The following is a 19,933-nucleotide window of genomic DNA, read 5'->3' on the forward strand; positions in this document are numbered from 1 at the left end:
TCATTCTGTAATAAAAACTTAACATGATGATAGCACATTATTCCATTAAATAAAAGAATTGTTACCAGTATCAATATATTTTTTCAAATTTAAACTTTTATTTTATATTTTTTGTATATTTCAATTTAAATTTTTCCGTTTTTATAATTTTTAAATAGCAAGATAGGTTTTTGAGTTGTCCGTTTTTTGTAAAATATTTTTTACTTTCTGTTTTTATTTTACGATTTTTGTGTTTTGAAATTTTCACTGCAATGAAAAAGAGGCTTTTCGCCTCTTTTCTTATTCTTTATTTTTCCAGCAGTCGGTTTCAATTCCCAAAACTTGTTCCGAGTTGAATATTTCATTTCCTTTCGGATTTCTGTTTCCGTAATGTTCGGTTGCTTTTATTACATATTTAAAGCCCAAGTAGAGCATGAGAATGTTTACGTATACGATTGTAATATTTCCCAAGTCTTCGAATGCCCACATACGGCTGAGGTCGTATCCTGCTATACTGGACATTATTCCGAATGCAGATACGAATACGCACAGAAGTCTTACCGCTTGAATGAACCATTTATGGTTGCTTATACGTTTTGCCGATACTTCCGAGAATGCTACCATACCTATAACGGATGTGTATGCAAAGAGCGCAAAGCATATCGAAAGGAGAAGTAAAACTATACTTTCTATCGTACCCGGTGTGAGTGAGCTTACCGATGAGAGGAATTTCGTGTATGTTTCAGCTGTTTGCCATGTGGGATCTGCTGTCCAACGGTGCGCCATTATAATAATAAATCCTGTAAGCGTACAGATAATATGTGTGTCGAAGAATACTCCGATTGCACCGATGAGTCCTTGTTCACATGGATGATTTCCGCCGGCAGCTCCTGCGGCCATGGTAATTGTACCTTGTCCTGCTTCGTTTGACATAAGTCCACGTTTTACCCCTTGTACAAGCATTGAACCGAATGCGCCGCCGAATATTGCATCGGGCGTGAATGCTCCGGAGAATACCGCATTAAAGAAGTACGATACGCTGTTTACATTGTACAAAATCAAAGCGATGACTGTCGCAAAGTATACGCATGACATTATCGGTACCATGAATTCGGATGCTTGCGTTACACGTTTCACTCCGCCAAATGCCATGAATGCAACAAGTGCGATAACGAATGCGGATACATAGTAGTAGAAGTCGGATTGTACGGGGAAATCTACACCCGTTATTATACGTCCTACTGCAGCGATACCCGTTACCGTATTAAAGCTGTCTACCGGAATACCGCACACGCTGTATACGATGTATGCACTTGCGGCAATAACTCCGACCCAAACTTTGTCGTTACACAAAATTTTTGCATAGTAGGGAAGTCCGCCCACGTATTCACTTCCGCGTCTTTCTTTGAAAATCTGCGAGAGTGTACTTTCGGTATATGCCGTAGCCATACCGAAGAATGCGGATACCCACATCCAGAAAAGTGCACCGGGGCCGCCTGCTGCAATTGCACCTGTAACACCTAAAATATTTCCCGGACCTACTCGTATACCGGAGCTCAAAAGAAATGCCGCCAACGGTGAAATACCGTATTTTTCCTTGTATCCTTTTGTCATTACGTGAATTCCACGTTTAAACATGGATACTTGTACGGCACGTAAACGAAATGTAAAGTAAATTCCCGATCCTACCAAAAGAATTGTAGAGAAAGAGAATTCTCCCAATACCGGAATGCTTGAATACCAATCAAAATTTGTAGGAAATCCCCACAAAAAGTCGGATAGCGGTCCGATAATGGCTACTATAATATCTATGACGTTAAAAATAGCGTCCATATAACCTCCTTAGGGTTTGAACCCTTTTAAATGATACATTGTTACTATACCACATTTTCTGTTTTATATATGCTGATATGTAAAATAAATATGATTGCATAATATAAATTCACTCATACATCATTTTATGTTGATTATTTCCATATTTTCTTTTCATATAAAAATATTCGGGAAATCGAAATTTTCAATTTTTATCAAATAAAGCATTTTCAAAAGCAAGTAAAAAGAGACGTTTTATTTTCACGTCTCTTTATTTTTATTCTTCTACTACGCTTACGTGGATTGTACTTGTGATTTGCGGGTGTACCCATATTTCCACATCGTATTCTCCGAGTGATTTTATCGGTTCTTTGAGTTTTATATTTTTCTTGTCGATTGTAATGTTGTGATCTTTTTCAAGTACTTCGCTTATGTACTTGGGTGTGACACTTCCGAATACTTTTCCGTCTTCTCCGGATTGCATCGGAATTACTATTTTCACTTTTTTAAGTTGTGATGCCATTATTACGGCTTCGTCTTTTGCTACTTGTGATTGGAATTTTTTGGATTCTTGTCTTTGTGCCGCTATATTAAGGTTGGATTTTGTTCCTTCCAAACCGAGTCCTCTGCGAATAAGTACGTTTCTGCCGTATCCGTCCGATACTTCAACTACGTCGCCGCGTTTCCCTAATTTTTTTACATCTTGAAGAAGTACTACTTTCATATTTATTCCTCCTCTACTTGTTTACGAACTTGCTTTATGATTTTATTTTCTATTTCTTCTATTGTACCATCTTTTCCGAATTGTGCACCTGCTACTGTAAGGTGTCCGCCGCCGCCGAGTGATTCCATTATGATTTGTACGTTTATACTTCCGTCACTTCGTGCGGACAGGCACAGTCCTTTTTCGGTGTGATAGAATACGAAGCTGCATTTTATCTGTTCTACCGCTATCAAGTAGTCGGAGAGTTGTCCTGCCATTATTTGCGAGTCTTCAATGTCTTCGGGGCATTCTGCAAATACCATGTATTCATCTATTATTTTCAAGTTCGAGAGTACACGTGAACGGTTTAGGATTGCGTTCATATCTATTCTGAACATTTCTCTTACCATCATCGTATTTGCTCCGCTTCGTCTTAAGAAGCTTGCCGCATCGAATGTTCGCACGCTTGTTTGTACGCTGAAACTTTTCGTGTCCACTACAATTCCGGCATACAGGCATGAGCCTTCTATTTCATAGAGTTCCTCTTCTTCACCGTAGTATTGAATGAGTTCGGTTACAAGTTCGGATGCCGATGATGCTGAAGGTTCCATGTATGTAAGGAGAGGATCGTCTATGATGCTTGCCGATCTTCTGTGGTGATCGATTATAACTTTTCTTTTTACTTTTTCAAGTAATTGAGGTGCCGCCACCATTGCCGGTATATGCGTGTCTACAATTATCAGTACGGTTTTGTCCGTAATCATACCTTTTGCAGTATTTTCGTCTATGAGAAGTCCTTCAAGTTCTTTGCTTTCACGAATTGCATCTATCATTTTCCTCGAAGTGTCTTCTTGCGGTGAAAGTACTACATTTGCGGATATTCCCGATGCTCTTGCAAGGTGACATACGCCGACCGCCGAGCCGAGCGCATCGAAGTCTTCGTGTGCGTGTCCCATGACAAGTACGTGATCGGCACTTTCGATTATTTCTTTGAGCGCTTGTGCAACTACTCTTACTCTTACTCTCGTGGAGCTTACGGATGTGGGTACTTTTCCGCCGAACGCTTTGACGTTCTGTCCTATCTTCACGATTGCCTGATCACCGCCTCTTGCAAGTGCAAGGTCAAGTGCCATTTGTGCTTCTTCCGCTTGTTTTATAAAAGGTTCGTCCATTTGTACCACACCGATTGAAAGTGTGACGGGTATGCGGTTTACCGTATGTATCGAACGTACTTTATCCAATATTTCAAAATTTTCATACATCATATCGTCCAACGATTTATGTGATATACACGCTACATAATCCGATGCCGTATATTGCTTGATAAATCCGTCAACTTGACTGAATTCTTTTAAAATAAGTTCATTTACCTGTGAAAGTATGTTGGATTTTTCAACGTCGGTCATATCCGTTGTTACTTCGGAAATATTGTCTATACGTATCATACAGAATACCGGCATGGATTCTTCTGAAGATTTTCTCAAAAGTTCAACGTCCGTTCTGTCCATGAAGTAAAATACCATGAACGGTGTGCTGCCTTCTTCGGTATCGTTTACTTGAATGTATTTATGAAATACCCGGAAAAAAGTTTCTCCGGCATGACATTCGAACCAGCCTGTTTTTCCCCATAATTTGGAGACTTTCGCACCATATATCAGGCTTTGCATATTTGCGCCGATTTCCGCTTTTTCTCCTATCCATGAACGAAATACGTTGTTTGCCCATACCAATGCACGTTTTTCGTCCATCATGGCAATTCCTATCGGCAAATTTTTGACTGCATATACGGTACCTGCCGTTACCCCTTCAGATATGTCATCAAGGTATTTCATCAGTATTTTTTCTTGTTTACCGTCTTGTCTGTATATGTACACAAAAGATCCGGCAACAAGTATAAATACCAAAAGTCCCATTTGCCAATTTTGTGTAAACAGTGCAAATATCGCTATAAAAAGCAATATTATAAATATTTTTGCAGATTTTTTATAAATCCAGATATCGCTGAGCATAAAACTCCTGTTCTTTCCGCCTTTACGGCCTTTGATATACGATTATATCTGTATGAATCGTACATTATTATTCGTTTTTTTGCAAACTTTCAGTTTTTTGTCTATATTTCAATGTCATATCCATTATTCCGACAAATATTACTCCTAATTGAAGTATCGGTATGAATAAACTCAGTATGAGTATTATAAGTCTTAATTTTTTCATTACGGGGTATTTATGATATGCCCACCACACGCATGAAAGTCCTTGTATGTAAAAAGATATCGTACATATCGGTGTGAGGTTGTAAACCAAAAGTTGTGTCCATTCGTTTTCCGGAAGAATGAAACGTATTGCAAGCATGAAAATGTACGCATATACAAGGTATACCGGAAGATTCCATTTTTCAAACTGAGGTATCGAGGGAAGATTTTTTATCCCCATTTTATGAAATACTACTTTCGATATTGTCATTGCAAAAAGTGCATAGAAAAGCGATGCTCCCGCTATTGCTACCGGTACGGTTTTTCTCATGTTTTCCACTATAAGGTTCATTTGCGACATTGCTTTTTCAAGTGAATCACCGCTATATATTTCCGGAAGCAGTGTTTTCATTCCCGATTCAATTTCGTTTATCATCGCACCGCCCAGTATCATCGGTTCTCCGCCTATGACATACATTACGATAAGATCGCAAATAATAAGGCCTATAAGTACTGCAATGCCGCCCAAAAGCAAGGTGTATATAGGTTTCCATTTATATCGGTATCCGGCTCCTATTATTACTCCCAATGCACCGAATATTGTAAGTATAAATATTGATGCCGACAGTCCCATAAATATTGTGTCCAATATAAATGCCGCCGCAGTCACTGTAATCGACCATTTTATACCTTGATTAAGGCCCAAGTATGCAATCGGTATCGGTATAAGAAAAAATATTATTCCCGACAATACCGGTATGTACCATCCTGCAAGGGAAAGCACCACCGTAAGTGCCGTTGCTATACCGGCCTGTGCAAGTGCATTTGTACGTTGCATTTTTTAATCCTTTTTTAAAAAAAGAGTCGAGCTTTGCCCGACTCGATATTAATGTACTTCTTGAATTACCGGAAGTATCATTGGACGACGTTTTGTACGTTCATAGAAATATTTTCCAAGTGAATCTCTGATTTGAGTTTTCAATAAATTCCACTCTTTAATATTTCTTTTTTCACAATAGTCAAGTGATTTTTCAACTCTTGCTTTCGCTTCGTTCAAAAGTGATTCACTGTCACGTACATACACGAATCCACGTGTAACTATATCCGGTCCGGCCAAAAGTCTGTTGCTTCCTTTTTCAAGCGATATTACTACAATCACTACACCGTCTTCGGATAATTGCTGTCTGTCACGAAGTACTATATTTCCTACGTCACCTACACCCAATCCGTCTACGTATATTGCTCCGGCTTGTACTTTACCTGTAATTTTTGCCGAATTTCGTGTAAGTTCGATTACGCTTCCGTTTTCCGCTACCAATGAATTCTTTTTCGGCATTCCGAGAATTGTCGCAATTTCAGCATGCTTGTAAAGCATTCTGAATTCACCGTGTATAGGTATGAAGAATTTCGGCTTTACGAGTGAAAGCATGGTTTTCAAATCTTCTTCGGACGCATGTCCGGAAACGTGTACACGTGTACTTTTGTTTGTTACAACTTTTATGCCCATACGCATTAATTTGTTTATAGTATTTCCTACACTGTTTTCATTTCCGGGTATCGGAGATGCCGATATAATTACGGTATCGCCGGAATGTACGGTGACTTGTCTGTGACTTCCGTCCGCCATTCTTGACAAACCTGCCATGGGTTCTCCCTGACTTCCGGTTGTAAGAATGCAAATCTGACTTTCCGGATATCTGTTCATTTCTTCGGGTTCTATTATCGTACCTTCGGGAGCTTTGAGGTATCCCATATCGAGCGCTTTACCGATAACATTTACCATAGAACGTCCGAATGCACAAACTTTACGTCTGTGTGCAATTGCAGCATCTATCGCCATTTGCAAACGTGATACGTTTGATGCAAATGTCGCAACTATAATACGACCTTTTGCCAATGAAAACTGATCCATGAGAGATTTCGCCACTACCGCTTCGGACGGTGTATGTCCGGGACATTCCGCATTTGTCGAATCGGCACATAATGCAAGAACACCTCTGTGTCCCAATTCCGCCAATTTGTACAAATCTGTTTGAAGTTCATCCTTGGGTGTGTGATCGAATTTGAAATCTCCGGTATGCACTATCGTACCTACGGGAGTTCTTATAAACACTCCGCAAGCATCGGGAATGGAGTGACAAACGTGGAAAAATCCGCATTTGAAAAGACCGAGTTTAAATTCATCGCCCGCTTTTACTACGTTCAATTTATAATTTTTTATCTGTGCTTCGATAAGTTTTCCTTCAATAAGACCGCAAGTCAATTTAGTACCGTAAACGGGTACATTTATTTCTTTGAGCAAGTACGGTAACGCACCTATATGATCTTCGTGACCGTGAGTAATCAAAACGGCCTTGACCTTATCTTTATTTTCAATCAAATAACTGAAGTCGGGAATAACAATATCTATTCCCGGCATATTTTCTGTCGGAAACGCAAGACCGGAGTCTACTACTACAATTTCGTCCTCATAACGAATAACCATCATATTTTTTCCGACTTCTCCCAAACCGCCGAGCGGTATAATTTGTAATCTTGACTTTGCCAAGATACACCTCCTTTTAAAAAAGAAACTAAATATAAACAAAAACAACGGCATTCGCCGCCGAGCAAACCTTCTCCCGATCAACTTTCAATAAAGGTTTTGTTTTTGCCTCTGTCCGTTTCATATCCGCTTTCAATATTATATCATAAATTATATAAATGTTTTCATGAAACGCTTATTAAATGTATTTATTAAGATTTATCTATATTTTTTTATTGCAAAAGAAATCACATCACCAAATCTCATTATGAAATTTATATTGCGAACGAAATTATAAAATGAAATATTTGAAATATTCAAAAAAATCCCCTAAAGCAAGTTGAATTAATCGCCTTAAGGGAATTTCATTTCTTATTTATTTTTTTCGTATTCTATCGCTGCAGCTATGAATCCTTTGAAGAGCGGGTGAGGTACGTTCGGTCTGCTCTTTAATTCCGGATGTGCTTGTGTCGCTACAAAGTAGGGATGATCTTTAAGCTCAATCGTTTCTACAAGTTTTTCGTCCGGACTTGTTCCGCAAATTACCATGCCATGACTTTCAAGGTTTTCGCGGTATGTGTTGGACACTTCATATCTGTGACGATGTCTTTCGTATACGAGTTCTTTGTTGTCGTAGAGATCTCTTACTTTCGTTCCTTTTTTAAGTTTGCAAGGATAGAGTCCCAGTCTCATCGTGCCGCCTTTTTCGGTTATGTCTTCTTGTTCCGACATAAGGTCGATTACGGCTGAACAATTTTCTACGAATTCCGAAGAGTTTGCATCTTTCAATCCGCATACATTTCTTGCGAATTCGATTACCGCACATTGCATGCCCAGACACAGTCCCAAGTATGGAATTTTGTGTGTTCGTGCATACTTGATGGTGGCTATTTTACCTTCTACTCCACGATATCCGAATCCTCCGGGGATTACTATTCCGTCGACTCCTTCAAATACTTTTGAAAGGTCGGGTTTTTCTTCTTCGAGTTTTTCGGAGTCTATCCAGCGTATATTTATTTTCTTGCCGTATTCGTATCCGGCGTGCGACATTGCTTCTACAACCGACAGGTACGCATCATGAAGTGCCACGTACTTGCCTACAAGTGCAATTTCCACGCTTTCCTTTACGGATATAATGCGGTTTACCATTTCTTTCCATGCGGTCATATCGCAAGGTCTGTCTTCAAGTCCCAATTTTTCGAGTGCAATCTTGTCAAGTCCTTCTTTTTGTAAAAGAAGCGGTACTTCGTAGATGCTTTTTGCAGTAAGATTTGAAATTACGGCTTCCGGTTCAACGTCACAGAAAAGTCCGATTTTTCTCTTCATGTCTTCGGGTACTTCTTTGCTTGTACGGCAAACTATAATATCCGGTTGAATTCCGATACTGCGAAGTTCTTTTACACTGTGTTGTGTGGGTTTTGATTTAAGTTCTTCCGCCGCATCTATGTAAGGTATGAGCGTTACATGTATGTAAAGCACGTCATTTCTGTGTTCAACGTTTTTACGCACTTGACGTATGGCTTCCAAGAACGGTAGTGATTCTATGTCGCCTACGGTTCCGCCGATTTCGGTAATTACTATATCCGCATTACCTTCTCTGCCTACTTTGAATACACGTTCTTTTATAGCGTTGGTAATATGAGGAATTACCTGTATGGTAGATCCCAAATATTCGCCTTTACGTTCTTTGTTTATTACTGATTGGTAAATTTTACCCGTTGTAATATTTGATGCTTTGGATAAATTTTCATCTATAAATCTTTCGTAATGGCCCAAGTCAAGGTCGGTTTCAGCTCCGTCATCCGTTACAAATACTTCTCCGTGCTGATATGGACTCATTGTACCCGGATCGATATTTATATAAGGATCGAATTTCTGAATTGTTACTTTGTAACCTCTGTTTTTAAGCAATCTTCCCAGAGATGCCGCAGTAATACCTTTACCTAATGACGATACGACACCGCCCGTTACGAAAATATATTTTGTCATGGTACCTCCCTTACATTTCTTCAGGTGCGGATACACCTAAAATACCTAATGCATGTACAAGCACATATCCGACTGCACGAATAAGTCCCAATCTTGCCTGCATCAATTTTTCTTCTTCTCCTAAAATACGACATTTACGATAGAAGTGGTGGAATAATGCCGCCAATTCATAGGCATATGTCGCAATACGCTGAGGCGCTCTTTCTGCAGCCGCCCCTTTAAGGAATCCGTGGTATACTTCCATTTTCTTTATCAAATCAAGTTCGGATTCATCTACAAGTACGGTGAAATCCACATCTTCCCAAGAAGGAATTTTCACTCCGTTTTCCTCTGCCTGTTTAAACAGACTGTGTACACGTGCATTTGCGTATTGAATGTAGTACACCGGATTTTCACTTGAACGTTTCTTTGCCAAATCTATATCGAAATCCATCTGCGAATCGAGCGTACGACTGCAGAAGAAATATCTTGCCACGTCAACACCTACTTCATCCATAAGTTCACGCAATGTTACGGACTGACCGGTACGTTTCGACATCTTAACCGGTTTACCGTCACGAAGAAGTGTAACCATTTGGAGAAGCATAATATCGAAATCATCGGCATTATAACCCAATGAAGTCATGGCGGACTTCACACGTGCGATATATCCGTGGTGATCTGCACCCCAAATATCTATCAACTTATGATAGCCTCTTTCAATCTTGTTCTTTACATATGCAATATCGGAGCAGAAATATGTAGGTTCGCCGTTACTTCTTATAACTACACGATCCTTATCATCTCCGTCTTTCGTGGTATTGAGCCACCAAGCATCTTCCTTCTCATATAAAGTGCCGTTTTTCTTCAAAATATCCAACACTTCATTTACCTGATCGGGATAGAAAGATCTTTCACTCATCCATACATCGAATTCTACATTGAAATCGGACAAGTCCTTCTTAAGTGCCGCCAACTTTTCTTTCAAAGCGACTTCCTTGAAAACTTCTATTCTTTTTTCTTCGTCCATTTCAAGATACTTCGTTCCGTCACGATCCAAAATGCTCTGTGCCGTTTCGATAATATCATGTCCATGATAACCGTTTTCCGGAAGCTGTACATCTTTTCCCAAAAGCTGCAAGTAACGTGCATTTACGGAAAGTGCCAAATTGTCTATCTGATTACCTGCATCATTGATGTAGTATTCTGAAAGCACTTTGTAACCTGCACTGCGAAGCAAATTAACCATTGCAGAACCATAAGCGGCACCTCTTGCATGACCTATGTGAAGGGGACCGGTAGGATTTGCCGAAACATATTCCACGAGAACGGCTTCCTCGTCATTTCTCGGTAAATCACCGTAATTTTCACCCTTTGCCAAAATTTTCTTCAATTCCGCATAAACTGTATCCTTTGCCAAAAAGAAATTGATGAAACCGGCACCTGCAATATCCGTTTTTGAAACAAGAGAAGAATCGATGTGTTCAACCAAAATTTCCGCAATTTTACGTGGTGCCATATGTGCAACTCTTGCCCACTGCATAGCGGCATTGGAAGAATAATCACCGAATTCCTTTTTCGGAGAAAGCTCCAATCTTTGAACGGGCGGATAATCACCTTTCGGCAATTCACCGGACTCAACAGCCGCCAACTTCGCTTTCTCGATTAATTCTTTAAGCTCATCTCTGACTTCCATATATCCTCCCATACATCTATAATAATTTCATTTAAATGCTTAAAAATACCGTCAAGTTCCACATCATAAACAATGCGAATTTTCCCGTTACCGTTCACAACGGTATTTGTAAACTCTTTAGTAGTTACAATCAAATCAAGCGGGCCCATCGGAGTATCATAATAAGACTTCATGGTCTTGCCTACGACATACTCCTGTTCATACAAAAAATTTCCGGACCTCGAAAGAACCGCACGCCGGGGATAACAAACCAGCTTCGTCGTCGTTCCCTCCAAACCCGCCAATCCGGTTTCCTCGTAAGTGACAAAAGAATACCCCTCTTCCTCACCATATATACCGGGCGTTTCCAATGAAATTTTTTCATCTTCGCCGGACTCGTCACGTTGCACACTTGTCAGTCGAATCATTACATTTTTTCTCATCGGTATCCCCTTTATAAATAATCAATACTATTATTATAACACGAATTAATGAATTCATTGAGTACATTTTAAAAAATAATTATATCAATGAAATAATATATTTGCAAAGAAATAAAACAACTTGAACGAAGTACAAAAACGCAAAAAATTTCAAATTTCATTCACAAAAAACAAAATCATTCCGCAGAAACACTCTCTCATGAAACTTTAAAAAATACGTATTTTATTATATAATTGCATTGATACTGATTGCAGGGGAACCTTATTGGTTGAGAAGGTTAAAACCTGACCCTTTGAACCTGTTTGTTAATACAAGCGTAGGAAGCAATTAACCAAAAGATTCCCTTCTTTATTTTTAAATTAAAGGAGTGAACCGCAATGAAAAATGCAGTTGCTATCGTAACGGGAGCAAGCAGAGGCCTCGGCTTTGAAATTGCTCGTGAATTATTGAAGGAAAACTACAAAGTCGTAGCAAATTATTACAAAACACCCGAAGGTGCAAAAAGGCTTGTCGATGAATTCGGACGAGAAAACGTAATCACCGTAAAAGCCGATGTACGAAACAAAGATGAAATGCAAAACCTTCACAACGAAGCGATAAAAGCATTCGGACAAGTAGATGTAATCATACACAACGCATTGATCGACTTCAAATTCGATCCGATAAAACAACTCGATTTATCTCATATTACATGGGAAAACTACTTGAAACAATTGGAAGGATCCGTAAAAGGAGCATTGAATCTTTTACAGACAAATCTCGAGAGTTTGAAAAAATCCGAAAGAGCCAGATTTATCTCAATCGGAACAAATCTCTTCCAAAGTCCGGTAGTACCCTACCACGAATACACTACAGGAAAAGGCGCACTCATAGGATTTATGCGCAACTGTGCGGCCGAACTCGGTAAGTACGGTATAGCATGCAACATGGTATCCGGAGGATTACTCAAAACAACGGACGCATCAAGCGTAACTACACCGGAAGTATTCAACCTGATTGCACAAACAACATCGCTCAAAAGAGTAACGACACCTACCGACCTTGCAAAAACCGTATGTTTCCTTGCAAGCGAAGGCTCAAAAGGAATTTCCGGACAAAATATTGTAGTTGACTCGGGACAGACATTCAACTGATTTTATATTTTTGCAAACTAAAAGCAAGTACTTTTAACGGTACTTGCTTTTTTATCTTTCATTACTTTTTCAAAGCATCAATCTCTGCTTGTTGTTGTGCAAGTTTTGCCTGCAATTCACCGATTAATTTGTAAAGCTGTTCAACATCGGCTGTTTTTTCTTCAACTTTTCCTTCTTTACCGAACTTGAATGAAAGTCCTACATTGTAAGCTTGATCTTCATTTTCCAATGTGGAAGCAAAGCTGAGCAGCATATTGCGATTCGGACGGTAGAATGCGCCGGCTGCGATTGCAGTTTCATCTTTGTATGTACCTGCAGCTACGGCAAAGCTCAACTTGTCCCCGTCATTCATATCAATCGGATGAAGTCCTGCAAGTGCGGTAGCTTTTGCAATACCTTTCTGTGCATCCACATCCATAGAAGCAATCTTTGCGGCATTCAAGTCGATTGCTTTCTTGTTCGCTTCAATAGCTGTTTTGTTTGCTTCGATACCTTTCTTTCCGGCAGTCACATCTAAATCTTCAACTGTTTTCTTGGTTTCTTCAATAGCTGTTTTGTTTTCAGCAATGGCGGACTTGTTTGCTTCAATATCTTTGTTTAATATTCTGTCGGCACTTTTTCTGTCTTTTACTTCTTCATTTATTGTTTGTTTGTTTTCTTCAAGTGCTTTTTTTGTTTCTTCCGCATCAGCTTTATTGTTCTTCAATCCTTCAATCGCCATATGATCTGTTTCGGAACGGTCATCTACTTTATCCAGCAATTTTTTGTTCTCTTCAATAGCTGTTTTGTTTGCTTCAATAGCCGTTTTGTTTTCAGCAATGGCGGACTTGTTTGCTTCAATATCTTTGTTTAATATTCTGTCGGCACTTTTTCTGTCTTTTACTTCTTCATTTATTGTTTGTTTGTTTTCTTCAAGTGCTTTTTTTGTTTCTTCCGCATCAGCTTTATTGTTCTTCAATCCTTCAATCGCCATATGATCTGTTTCGGAACGATCATCTACTTTATCCAACAACTCTTTATTTTCTTTTATTGTTTTTTCATTTGCTTCTATCAGTTTTTTATTAGATTCGGCTGTCGGAGGTGTCGCCGGGTCCGCTGCCGATACTCCCAATCCTATTGTTGCACTCATGAGCCCTGCAAGTACAAGACTTGTAAGTTTTTTACTTGATAACATAATAATCCTCCTTATTTATGCATAAATATAAGTTCTTTTTCAAGAGTATCACCCCCCCCGGTTTAGTCAATATTTAATATTTTATTTTTCTATTTTTTATTTATAAATTTTTAAATAACCTAAAATTAACATTAATTAAACATTTTAGGTTTTTATTAAACCGTATTTAAATTTTTATATATCTTTCATTATATTTCAATCTCCGTTTTTATATTTCAATTTAGATTTTTAACTGACTTTTTTACTTTTTTTGCATAAAAACTTGATTTTAAAAATATTTATATGTTAAATTGATTTATAAGTATATTTATATAAATTTTAAATAAAATCTTAAGTATGAAATCTTTTCAAATTTATAAAAAATCCGGATATCTTCTTGTGGAAGTTTTGGTTGCGATTGTCATTGTCGGATTTTTCTTTGCACTTGCAGTTCCCGTTATCGAAGAAGAGAATGCGAAGCGTGAACTTTTTATTTCCGCACAGACTCTTACACATGCAATACGTTCCGCACAAATAGATGCCAAAAGTGATATTTACCAAATCGAAGACGTATCAAAGCCTTTGCGTTCTTCACTTGTTGCTTTTCATTGTGAAGCAAGAGATGACGGACGTGTGTATTGGTACACCGTTCAAGGGAACAAGCTCGGACATCGTAGGGGTTATCTTTCGGACAAAATCACGTCAACCGGAAGAATAAATCTTCTCTTCGATAAAACGGGTATCACACCTAAGGGCGATTCATACGAAATCATTTTACAAACGAAAGACAAACGTCACGCAATAAAGGTAACAGTTGCACTTTATACAGGTAGAACGAGAACGGAGATTTTGAATTAATGTATAAAAGACAAGGAAGCACATGGTTGTCGGTACAAATTTCAATATTCGTAATATTGATTTTGTCTGCAACCGTCTTTTTTTATGTCAAGAACACTCTCGATATAAAGCAAAAAATACTCCGAAAAAGTGAAAAGGTTCTTATCGCATGCCAAGTTGTCGATACAATAAAGTACAACGAGCGTTTTCATGAGAATGCGGCCTATCCGACAGGCGCCGTTGAGTTGAACGGAACGAAGTACAATGTATCCGTAAACCGAACTTTAACGGAAATTGAAGGTGTAAAGATGAAGGAAGTACATTGCAATGTCGAAGGTTGCGATGGAGAAATTTTCACGCTTACCACTTACATAGGAGCGGAAAAATGAAAAAAAGAAAAGGTTTTATTTTATCCGAAATACTGATTTCAATCTCCGTCATGACGATAATACTCACGCTTACACTTCCTTTGTGGGCAAATATATCGAAATCCGTTTATAATATTTCACGAAATTTAAGTGAACAATCCATACGTATTTTTACTCAAGATTTCATAAACGATCATTTGAGAAACACCAAGGAAAGAATACAAAGAACCGAAGACGGATACGAAAAAAATATTACTTATTACAATTACAACGAGTATGAAGTAATCGCACCTTACAAAATGCGAATTTACAACAGTATGTGGTACTTGACACTGTACAACGGCAAAAAACAACCTCTTACCGAGGCAAATCTCCGTATAAAAGCGAATGACAATAAACCTTTTTACGTACATAAACATGGACTTGTAAATATAAATTACAACTGTGAAGATGCAGGCGGAAAACAAATAACGGTACAAACCGCAATTATTTCACTTGCCGATTATTTCAAAAAAGGTGAAGTTTATGAATAAGCGAAAAGGGATAATTTCAATTGTAACCATACTTATATTCATCGGACTTCTTTCGATAATATCGGCAATTTCAGTTTCCGCACTCAGATTGTATGAAACTCAATCGCTTCAAGAAACGAATACGAAACTGTACTATGCCGCCGAATCCGGTGCGGAATGGGGCTTACAATATGTCAAAAAGTACGGTATTTTTACAGACAAAAAAATCCTTCATCCGGATAATCACAAGGTCGAAGTACAATTGACGCAAATAAAAAAATCCACCGACGAAACGGAAGCGACCTTGATTTCAAAAAGCATAAATGAAGAAAAAGAAAGAACGAAACAGGTAAAAATCACTTTCACTTTGAAAAATAAACAACTTGTTGTAAAAGATTGTGAGACCTAGTATGAATGAAAACGTGCAAGAGTTTTTGAAAAATGAATATTTTGAAATAAAAAATCATTTAAAAAATCTTTACTCGAATATTTTCAAACCGACAGAGACGTATATTTGGTTTTTTGATGAAGGCGCATATGCTTTTGAAATTGCAAACGGAAAGATACTGAAAGAAATATTTTTTCCGCAAGAATTTTTAAGTGAAAGAAAAGAAATAATTACACTTCTTTCGGACAATTTTTTTACAGGAAACAATATATACCTCATAGGTAACGACAATTCCATAAAACTCGACATAAACAAGTATCCCATTCTTACCGATGAAGAATTGAAAGACACCTTGAACTGGGAAAATTACGTACAATCCGATGAACATAGAACGGCAATAAATACATATCGTATAAAAAATTACAATTATGAAGAAAATGCGATGTTTGTATATGTTGCAAGTTGTACAAAAGAAGATTTTTTACCGATTGTCGAAGAAGCGCAAAAACAAAACAAATATATGCAAGGAATAATTCCCATCACGGAAATATGCACTTCATACGGTGACGGTTTTACAATCTTTTACCAAAACAGAAAAAACCTGAAATTGCTTTACGGACATTCGGAAACGAAAAAACGAAACTTCAAAATCGATGAACTCGAAACCGAATATTTCAAAAACAAAAAAATAATACTTCTCCGCACAAATACGACAACGAAAAAAGACAGCGAAGAAGCATTGAAAATACTCGGCGAAAACGTAGTAAGCGACACGACCGAAGAGAACTTAAAAACGTTGATAAAAAATTTCACGAAACATACAATGTGTCTGAAAACTGCAACGGGAAAAAGATTTTTCAACATTTCAAAAGAAAAATTTATACTCAAAGCTTTGCAAACACTTTGCGTAATTTCATTCATATCTCTAATTTTCACATCCGCACTGTTTTTGAGTGAATATTTCAAACTTTCAGTTGAACGAAACCGCTCAAAAAATCTTTTATCAATCGAAGAACGCAAGACCAAGTATGATGAAAAACTTGCATCCATAAACAAAAAATACGAAAACATAAAAAAACTTCAAGCGGAAAAAACTTATGAAGTACCGTTTTTGATAAATTTGGCGGAATCCGTTCCGAGCGGAGTGACATTATCCGAAATCGAGATACAAGACGGCACGATAAATATAAAAGGAACTTCAAATGACAGAGCATGCCTTTTGAAATTTGAAAAAAATTTAAAAACGAATTTCAAAAATACAAACTTGCAAAAATCCGAAACGAAAAACAATCTCATAGAATTCAACTTTGTATGCAGCGATGAGGACAACAATCATGAATGAAAAATATTTAAAATATGCCGCCGATGAAAAATACATAATTGCAGCGACAATTATACTGCTGTTGATTTCAGGACTTCTTTACTTCGGATATTCCTCAACAAAAAAAGAGCGTATTTTACTTGAAAACAAAAACAATATACTCGAAAACTGGACTGAAGATGAAAGCATGGCACGACACGAAGAATTTTTCAAAAATCTTTACTCGTTTGATAACGATTTACTTGGCGAAATCGAAAATTCAGGTGTTTCAATAAAGGAAATTCACGAAGAACAAAACGGAAAAACGACATTGATTTGTGAAGGAAGTTACCGACAAATATCAAACACTTTTGGTATAATAAGAAAAAGTAAAAATTTAAGTATTCCTTCATTGAAAAAGATAACACGAAAAGGAGCAACAACCGAATTTCAATTGGAGATATTGACACCGCAAATGAGGTAGGAATGAAAAAAAGAAATATTGTGCTTATCGGACCGATGGGTACCGGAAAAAGTCGTGCGGCAAGAATACTTGCAGACGGATTGGGGTTCCAACTTGCAGATACCGATCGAATTATAAAACATGAAACGGGAATGAAAATTGCAACTTATTACAAATTGAACGGTGAAAAAGCTTTTCGTAAAAAAGAAACGGAAATTATAAACAGAGTACGTTACTACCACGAAGCCGTAATTGCAATGGGCGGCAATTTCCCCATGACGGAGAAGAGATTTCAACTTTTGTCCGAATACGGTATTGTAATACTTTTGTACGCACGTCCGTTTCGTTTGGTTGAGCGTGTAAATAAAAGCATAGGAAAACGTCCGACAATGGATTACAAAAACACCGAAAAGTATGTGAAATACATGCTGAAGTTATGGCATCCGTGGAAAAAGCGTTCAGATTTCGCCATAAATACCACGCTCGGACATCCGGCAAAAACGGCGCTCGATATTGCAAGATACCTTGACAGAGAAAAAATACAATTTGAAAAACGACATTACAAAAAAAATTACTATAAAAATAAAAAATTTAACGGTTTTAAAAAAGAGGGATAAATTATGGAAGGCCGATTGTGGCTTGAAATTTTAATTTTAGCGATTTTAATACTTTTAAACGGAGTATGTTCACTTGCGGAAATCGCAATAGTCGGTGCAAGAAAGACAAAACTTGCGGAAATGGCTGAAAAAGGCGACAAAGGTGCAAAAGCTGCTTTGAAAGCTACCGAAAATACCGAGGAAATGTTTTCAACCATACAAATTTCGATAACGGCAATAGGAATTTTCACCGGTATGTTTTCAGGTGCGTCATTATCGACACCGCTTGCACGTGAACTTTCAAAAATCCCGTTACTCTCGACTTATGCGGAATGGCTTTCGATAGTAATCGTAATAGCATGTGTTACATATGTAATGCTCATTGTAGGTGAACTCGTACCGAAATGGATCGGGTTTGCAATACCGGAAAAAGCATCATGCTACCTTGCAAAACCGATGATGAGGCTGTCGCTTTTATGCAAACCTCTTATAATTTTTTGCAACTTCACGACACAACTCATTGTAAAATCGCTCGGCATAAATATGGAAGAAGAAAGACCCGTATCCGAAGAAGAAATAAAAGTACTGCTTCGACAAGGTGCAAAACTGGGTACCTTCGACAAAGAAGAACCGGAACTCGTAGACCGTATATTCGAACTCAACGACAGAACCGTAGCGGACTGTATGACATCACGAGTACAACTGATATGGATAGACCTTGAAGAAGAAGTCGATGAAGTATGGAGAACAATCAAAACGACATCACACTTCAGAATGCCGGTAGGAAACGGCTCACTTGATGAATTTAAAGGCCTTGTCGACATAAGCAGAGTTTTACTCAAACACCAAGAAAACATGGACCGTCCGATAAAAGCAACCATCATGAAATCCATCTATGAACCGCTCTACATACCCGAAACGCTCACGCTTACAAAAGCACTGCAAATATTCAAAACAAAAGGTGTACATGAAGCGATAGTAATAGACGAATACGGTACACTTTCCGGACTTGTAACACTCCACGACATACTGGAACAAATAGTAGGCGACATGCCGGGAGATGAAGACGATATACTCGAAGAAAAAAACAAATTCGTCAAAGAAACCGACAACACATGGATAATAGACGGACTTTGCAGCATAGACGAATTCCGTGAATTCTTCGAAATCGAAAACGAACTACCTCACGAAGAAGACGCTTACTACAAAACTGTCGGCGGATTTGTGACATACCTTTTCGGATATATACCGGACACAAACGATGAAACGACATTTAAAAATCTCACCTTCAAAGTAATATCGCAAGACAATCACCGTATAGAAAAAGTCAAAATGACAATAAAAGAAATACCTAAGGAGAAAACCGATGACAAACAACAATGAAGAAATACTCATTGCAATCATGGAAGAAGTACAAGATAAAATAAACGACATACATTCCATAATGCAAAATATGCTCATTGAAGAAGCCGCCGACGATTTGGAAGAAAAAATAATGTACCTCTACCACCTTCGTGCAGGACTGGACTCACTTACAAACGTTCTTGAAAAAATAGAAGAAAACCTATTTGAAAACGAAGAAAAAGATGACGAAGAATTCTATATACTTCGTGAAAAATTGAAAAAAGAATACAAAAAGTCACACAAAAAGAAAAAATCAAAGAAAAAAGCCAAGAAGAAATCAAAAACCGAAAAATCAAAAAATAAAAAAACTCAGGAAAAAAATGAAAATCTCACAACCGATGAAAAAGAAGAACGCAAAATAAACGGAGTACAAAAAATCGGAGATTTGTGGATATTGTAATTTATAAAATTTCAACACTACATAAAATAAACCGACCTCAAAAGTAATAACAACTTTGAAAGGTCGGTTTTTAAATACAAAA

Annotated in this window: 19 protein-coding genes and 1 riboswitch; of the genes, 10 read left to right on the forward strand and 9 right to left on the reverse strand. The window is 37.8% G+C overall.

Translation table 11 applies throughout. The features are described from left to right. Window positions 1-279: 279 nt before the first annotated feature. The 8 genes from P6922_RS03345 to P6922_RS03380 all read right to left on the reverse strand — a co-directional run bounded on the left by P6922_RS03345 (window position 280) and on the right by P6922_RS03380 (window position 11,296). The gene (locus tag P6922_RS03345) at window positions 280-1,812 is read right to left on the reverse strand and encodes an alanine/glycine:cation symporter family protein (protein WP_276874282.1); all 1,533 of its coding nucleotides are present in this window, start codon (window positions 1,810-1,812) and stop codon (window positions 280-282) included. A gap of 256 nt (window positions 1,813-2,068) precedes the next feature. Beyond that, window positions 2,069-2,515 (reverse strand): 50S ribosomal protein L9, encoded by a 447-nt coding sequence (rplI, locus tag P6922_RS03350; RefSeq protein WP_007554840.1) that lies wholly within the window; start codon window positions 2,513-2,515, stop codon window positions 2,069-2,071. 2 nt (window positions 2,516-2,517) lie between these two features. Continuing rightward, entirely contained in the window at window positions 2,518-4,503 is a 1,986-nt protein-coding gene (locus tag P6922_RS03355) for a DHH family phosphoesterase (protein WP_276874284.1), read from the reverse strand. Between the two features lie 67 nt (window positions 4,504-4,570). Beyond that, a complete protein-coding gene (locus tag P6922_RS03360) occupies window positions 4,571-5,524 on the reverse strand; it encodes a DUF2232 domain-containing protein (RefSeq protein WP_007556043.1) in 954 nt (317 codons plus the stop codon). A 48-nt stretch (window positions 5,525-5,572) separates the two neighbouring features. Continuing rightward, window positions 5,573-7,234: a ribonuclease J gene (locus P6922_RS03365; protein WP_007556042.1), complete on the reverse strand. Its 1,662-nt coding sequence runs from the start codon at window positions 7,232-7,234 to the stop codon at window positions 5,573-5,575. Between the two features lie 348 nt (window positions 7,235-7,582). After that, the gene (gene pyrG / locus P6922_RS03370) at window positions 7,583-9,199 is read right to left on the reverse strand and encodes a CTP synthase (RefSeq protein ID WP_007556041.1); all 1,617 of its coding nucleotides are present in this window, start codon (window positions 9,197-9,199) and stop codon (window positions 7,583-7,585) included. A gap of 10 nt (window positions 9,200-9,209) precedes the next feature. Then, on the reverse strand, window positions 9,210-10,874 hold the full coding sequence (gene argS / locus P6922_RS03375; protein WP_276874285.1) for an arginine--tRNA ligase: 1,665 nt from the start codon (window positions 10,872-10,874) through the stop codon (window positions 9,210-9,212). Beyond that, window positions 10,844-11,296 (reverse strand): YwiB family protein, encoded by a 453-nt coding sequence (locus tag P6922_RS03380; RefSeq protein WP_007554951.1) that lies wholly within the window; start codon window positions 11,294-11,296, stop codon window positions 10,844-10,846. Before P6922_RS03380 ends, argS begins: the two co-directional genes overlap by 31 nt. Window positions 11,297-11,539: 243 nt before the next feature. Beyond that, window positions 11,540-11,637: riboswitch (TPP riboswitch) on the forward strand. 37 nt (window positions 11,638-11,674) lie between these two features. Between P6922_RS03380 and P6922_RS03385 the strand changes: the two genes are divergently transcribed. After that, window positions 11,675-12,430 (forward strand): 3-oxoacyl-ACP reductase, encoded by a 756-nt coding sequence (locus P6922_RS03385; protein ID WP_276874288.1) that lies wholly within the window; start codon window positions 11,675-11,677, stop codon window positions 12,428-12,430. A 61-nt stretch (window positions 12,431-12,491) separates the two neighbouring features. Here the strand turns inward: P6922_RS03385 and P6922_RS03390 are convergent, their stop codons facing one another. Further along, entirely contained in the window at window positions 12,492-13,604 is a 1,113-nt protein-coding gene (locus P6922_RS03390) for a YadA-like family protein (RefSeq protein WP_276874291.1), read from the reverse strand. 336 nt (window positions 13,605-13,940) lie between these two features. Here P6922_RS03390 and P6922_RS03395 point away from each other — a divergent pair, with 336 nt between their 5' ends. Genes P6922_RS03395 through P6922_RS03435 form a run of 9 tightly spaced genes read left to right on the forward strand, consistent with a single transcriptional unit; the run spans window position 13,941 to window position 19,851 of the window. After that, window positions 13,941-14,441 carry a pilus assembly FimT family protein gene (locus tag P6922_RS03395; protein ID WP_007554905.1) on the forward strand — a complete coding sequence of 167 codons (501 nt, stop codon included), beginning with the start codon at window positions 13,941-13,943 and terminating at the stop codon, window positions 14,439-14,441. Beyond that, window positions 14,441-14,809, forward strand: a complete 369-nt coding sequence (locus P6922_RS03400) for a hypothetical protein (RefSeq protein ID WP_276874293.1) — start codon at window positions 14,441-14,443, stop codon at window positions 14,807-14,809. Before P6922_RS03395 ends, P6922_RS03400 begins: the two co-directional genes overlap by 1 nt. Next, window positions 14,806-15,321, forward strand: a complete 516-nt coding sequence (locus tag P6922_RS03405) for a type II secretion system protein (protein WP_276874296.1) — start codon at window positions 14,806-14,808, stop codon at window positions 15,319-15,321. The genes P6922_RS03400 and P6922_RS03405 overlap by 4 nt, the downstream gene beginning before the upstream one ends. Continuing rightward, a complete protein-coding gene (locus P6922_RS03410; protein ID WP_276874300.1) occupies window positions 15,314-15,709 on the forward strand; it encodes a hypothetical protein in 396 nt (131 codons plus the stop codon). The genes P6922_RS03405 and P6922_RS03410 overlap by 8 nt, the downstream gene beginning before the upstream one ends. A 1-nt stretch (window position 15,710) precedes the next feature. Next, the gene (locus P6922_RS03415) at window positions 15,711-17,030 is read left to right on the forward strand and encodes a PilN domain-containing protein (protein ID WP_276874303.1); all 1,320 of its coding nucleotides are present in this window, start codon (window positions 15,711-15,713) and stop codon (window positions 17,028-17,030) included. Further along, complete coding sequence (locus P6922_RS03420) at window positions 17,023-17,472, forward strand: hypothetical protein (protein WP_276874305.1); 450 nt, start codon at window positions 17,023-17,025, stop codon at window positions 17,470-17,472. The genes P6922_RS03415 and P6922_RS03420 overlap by 8 nt, the downstream gene beginning before the upstream one ends. A gap of 2 nt (window positions 17,473-17,474) precedes the next feature. Further along, entirely contained in the window at window positions 17,475-18,068 is a 594-nt protein-coding gene (locus tag P6922_RS03425) for a shikimate kinase (RefSeq protein ID WP_276874307.1), read from the forward strand. 3 nt (window positions 18,069-18,071) lie between these two features. Next, window positions 18,072-19,430: a hemolysin family protein gene (locus P6922_RS03430; RefSeq protein ID WP_276874310.1), complete on the forward strand. Its 1,359-nt coding sequence runs from the start codon at window positions 18,072-18,074 to the stop codon at window positions 19,428-19,430. After that, window positions 19,414-19,851 carry a hypothetical protein gene (locus tag P6922_RS03435; RefSeq protein WP_276874313.1) on the forward strand — a complete coding sequence of 146 codons (438 nt, stop codon included), beginning with the start codon at window positions 19,414-19,416 and terminating at the stop codon, window positions 19,849-19,851. The genes P6922_RS03430 and P6922_RS03435 overlap by 17 nt, the downstream gene beginning before the upstream one ends. Window positions 19,852-19,933: the final 82 nt, after the last annotated feature.

The organism is Dialister micraerophilus (genome assembly GCF_947090205.1).
Taxonomy (GTDB): domain Bacteria; phylum Bacillota; class Negativicutes; order Veillonellales; family Dialisteraceae; genus Dialister; species Dialister micraerophilus.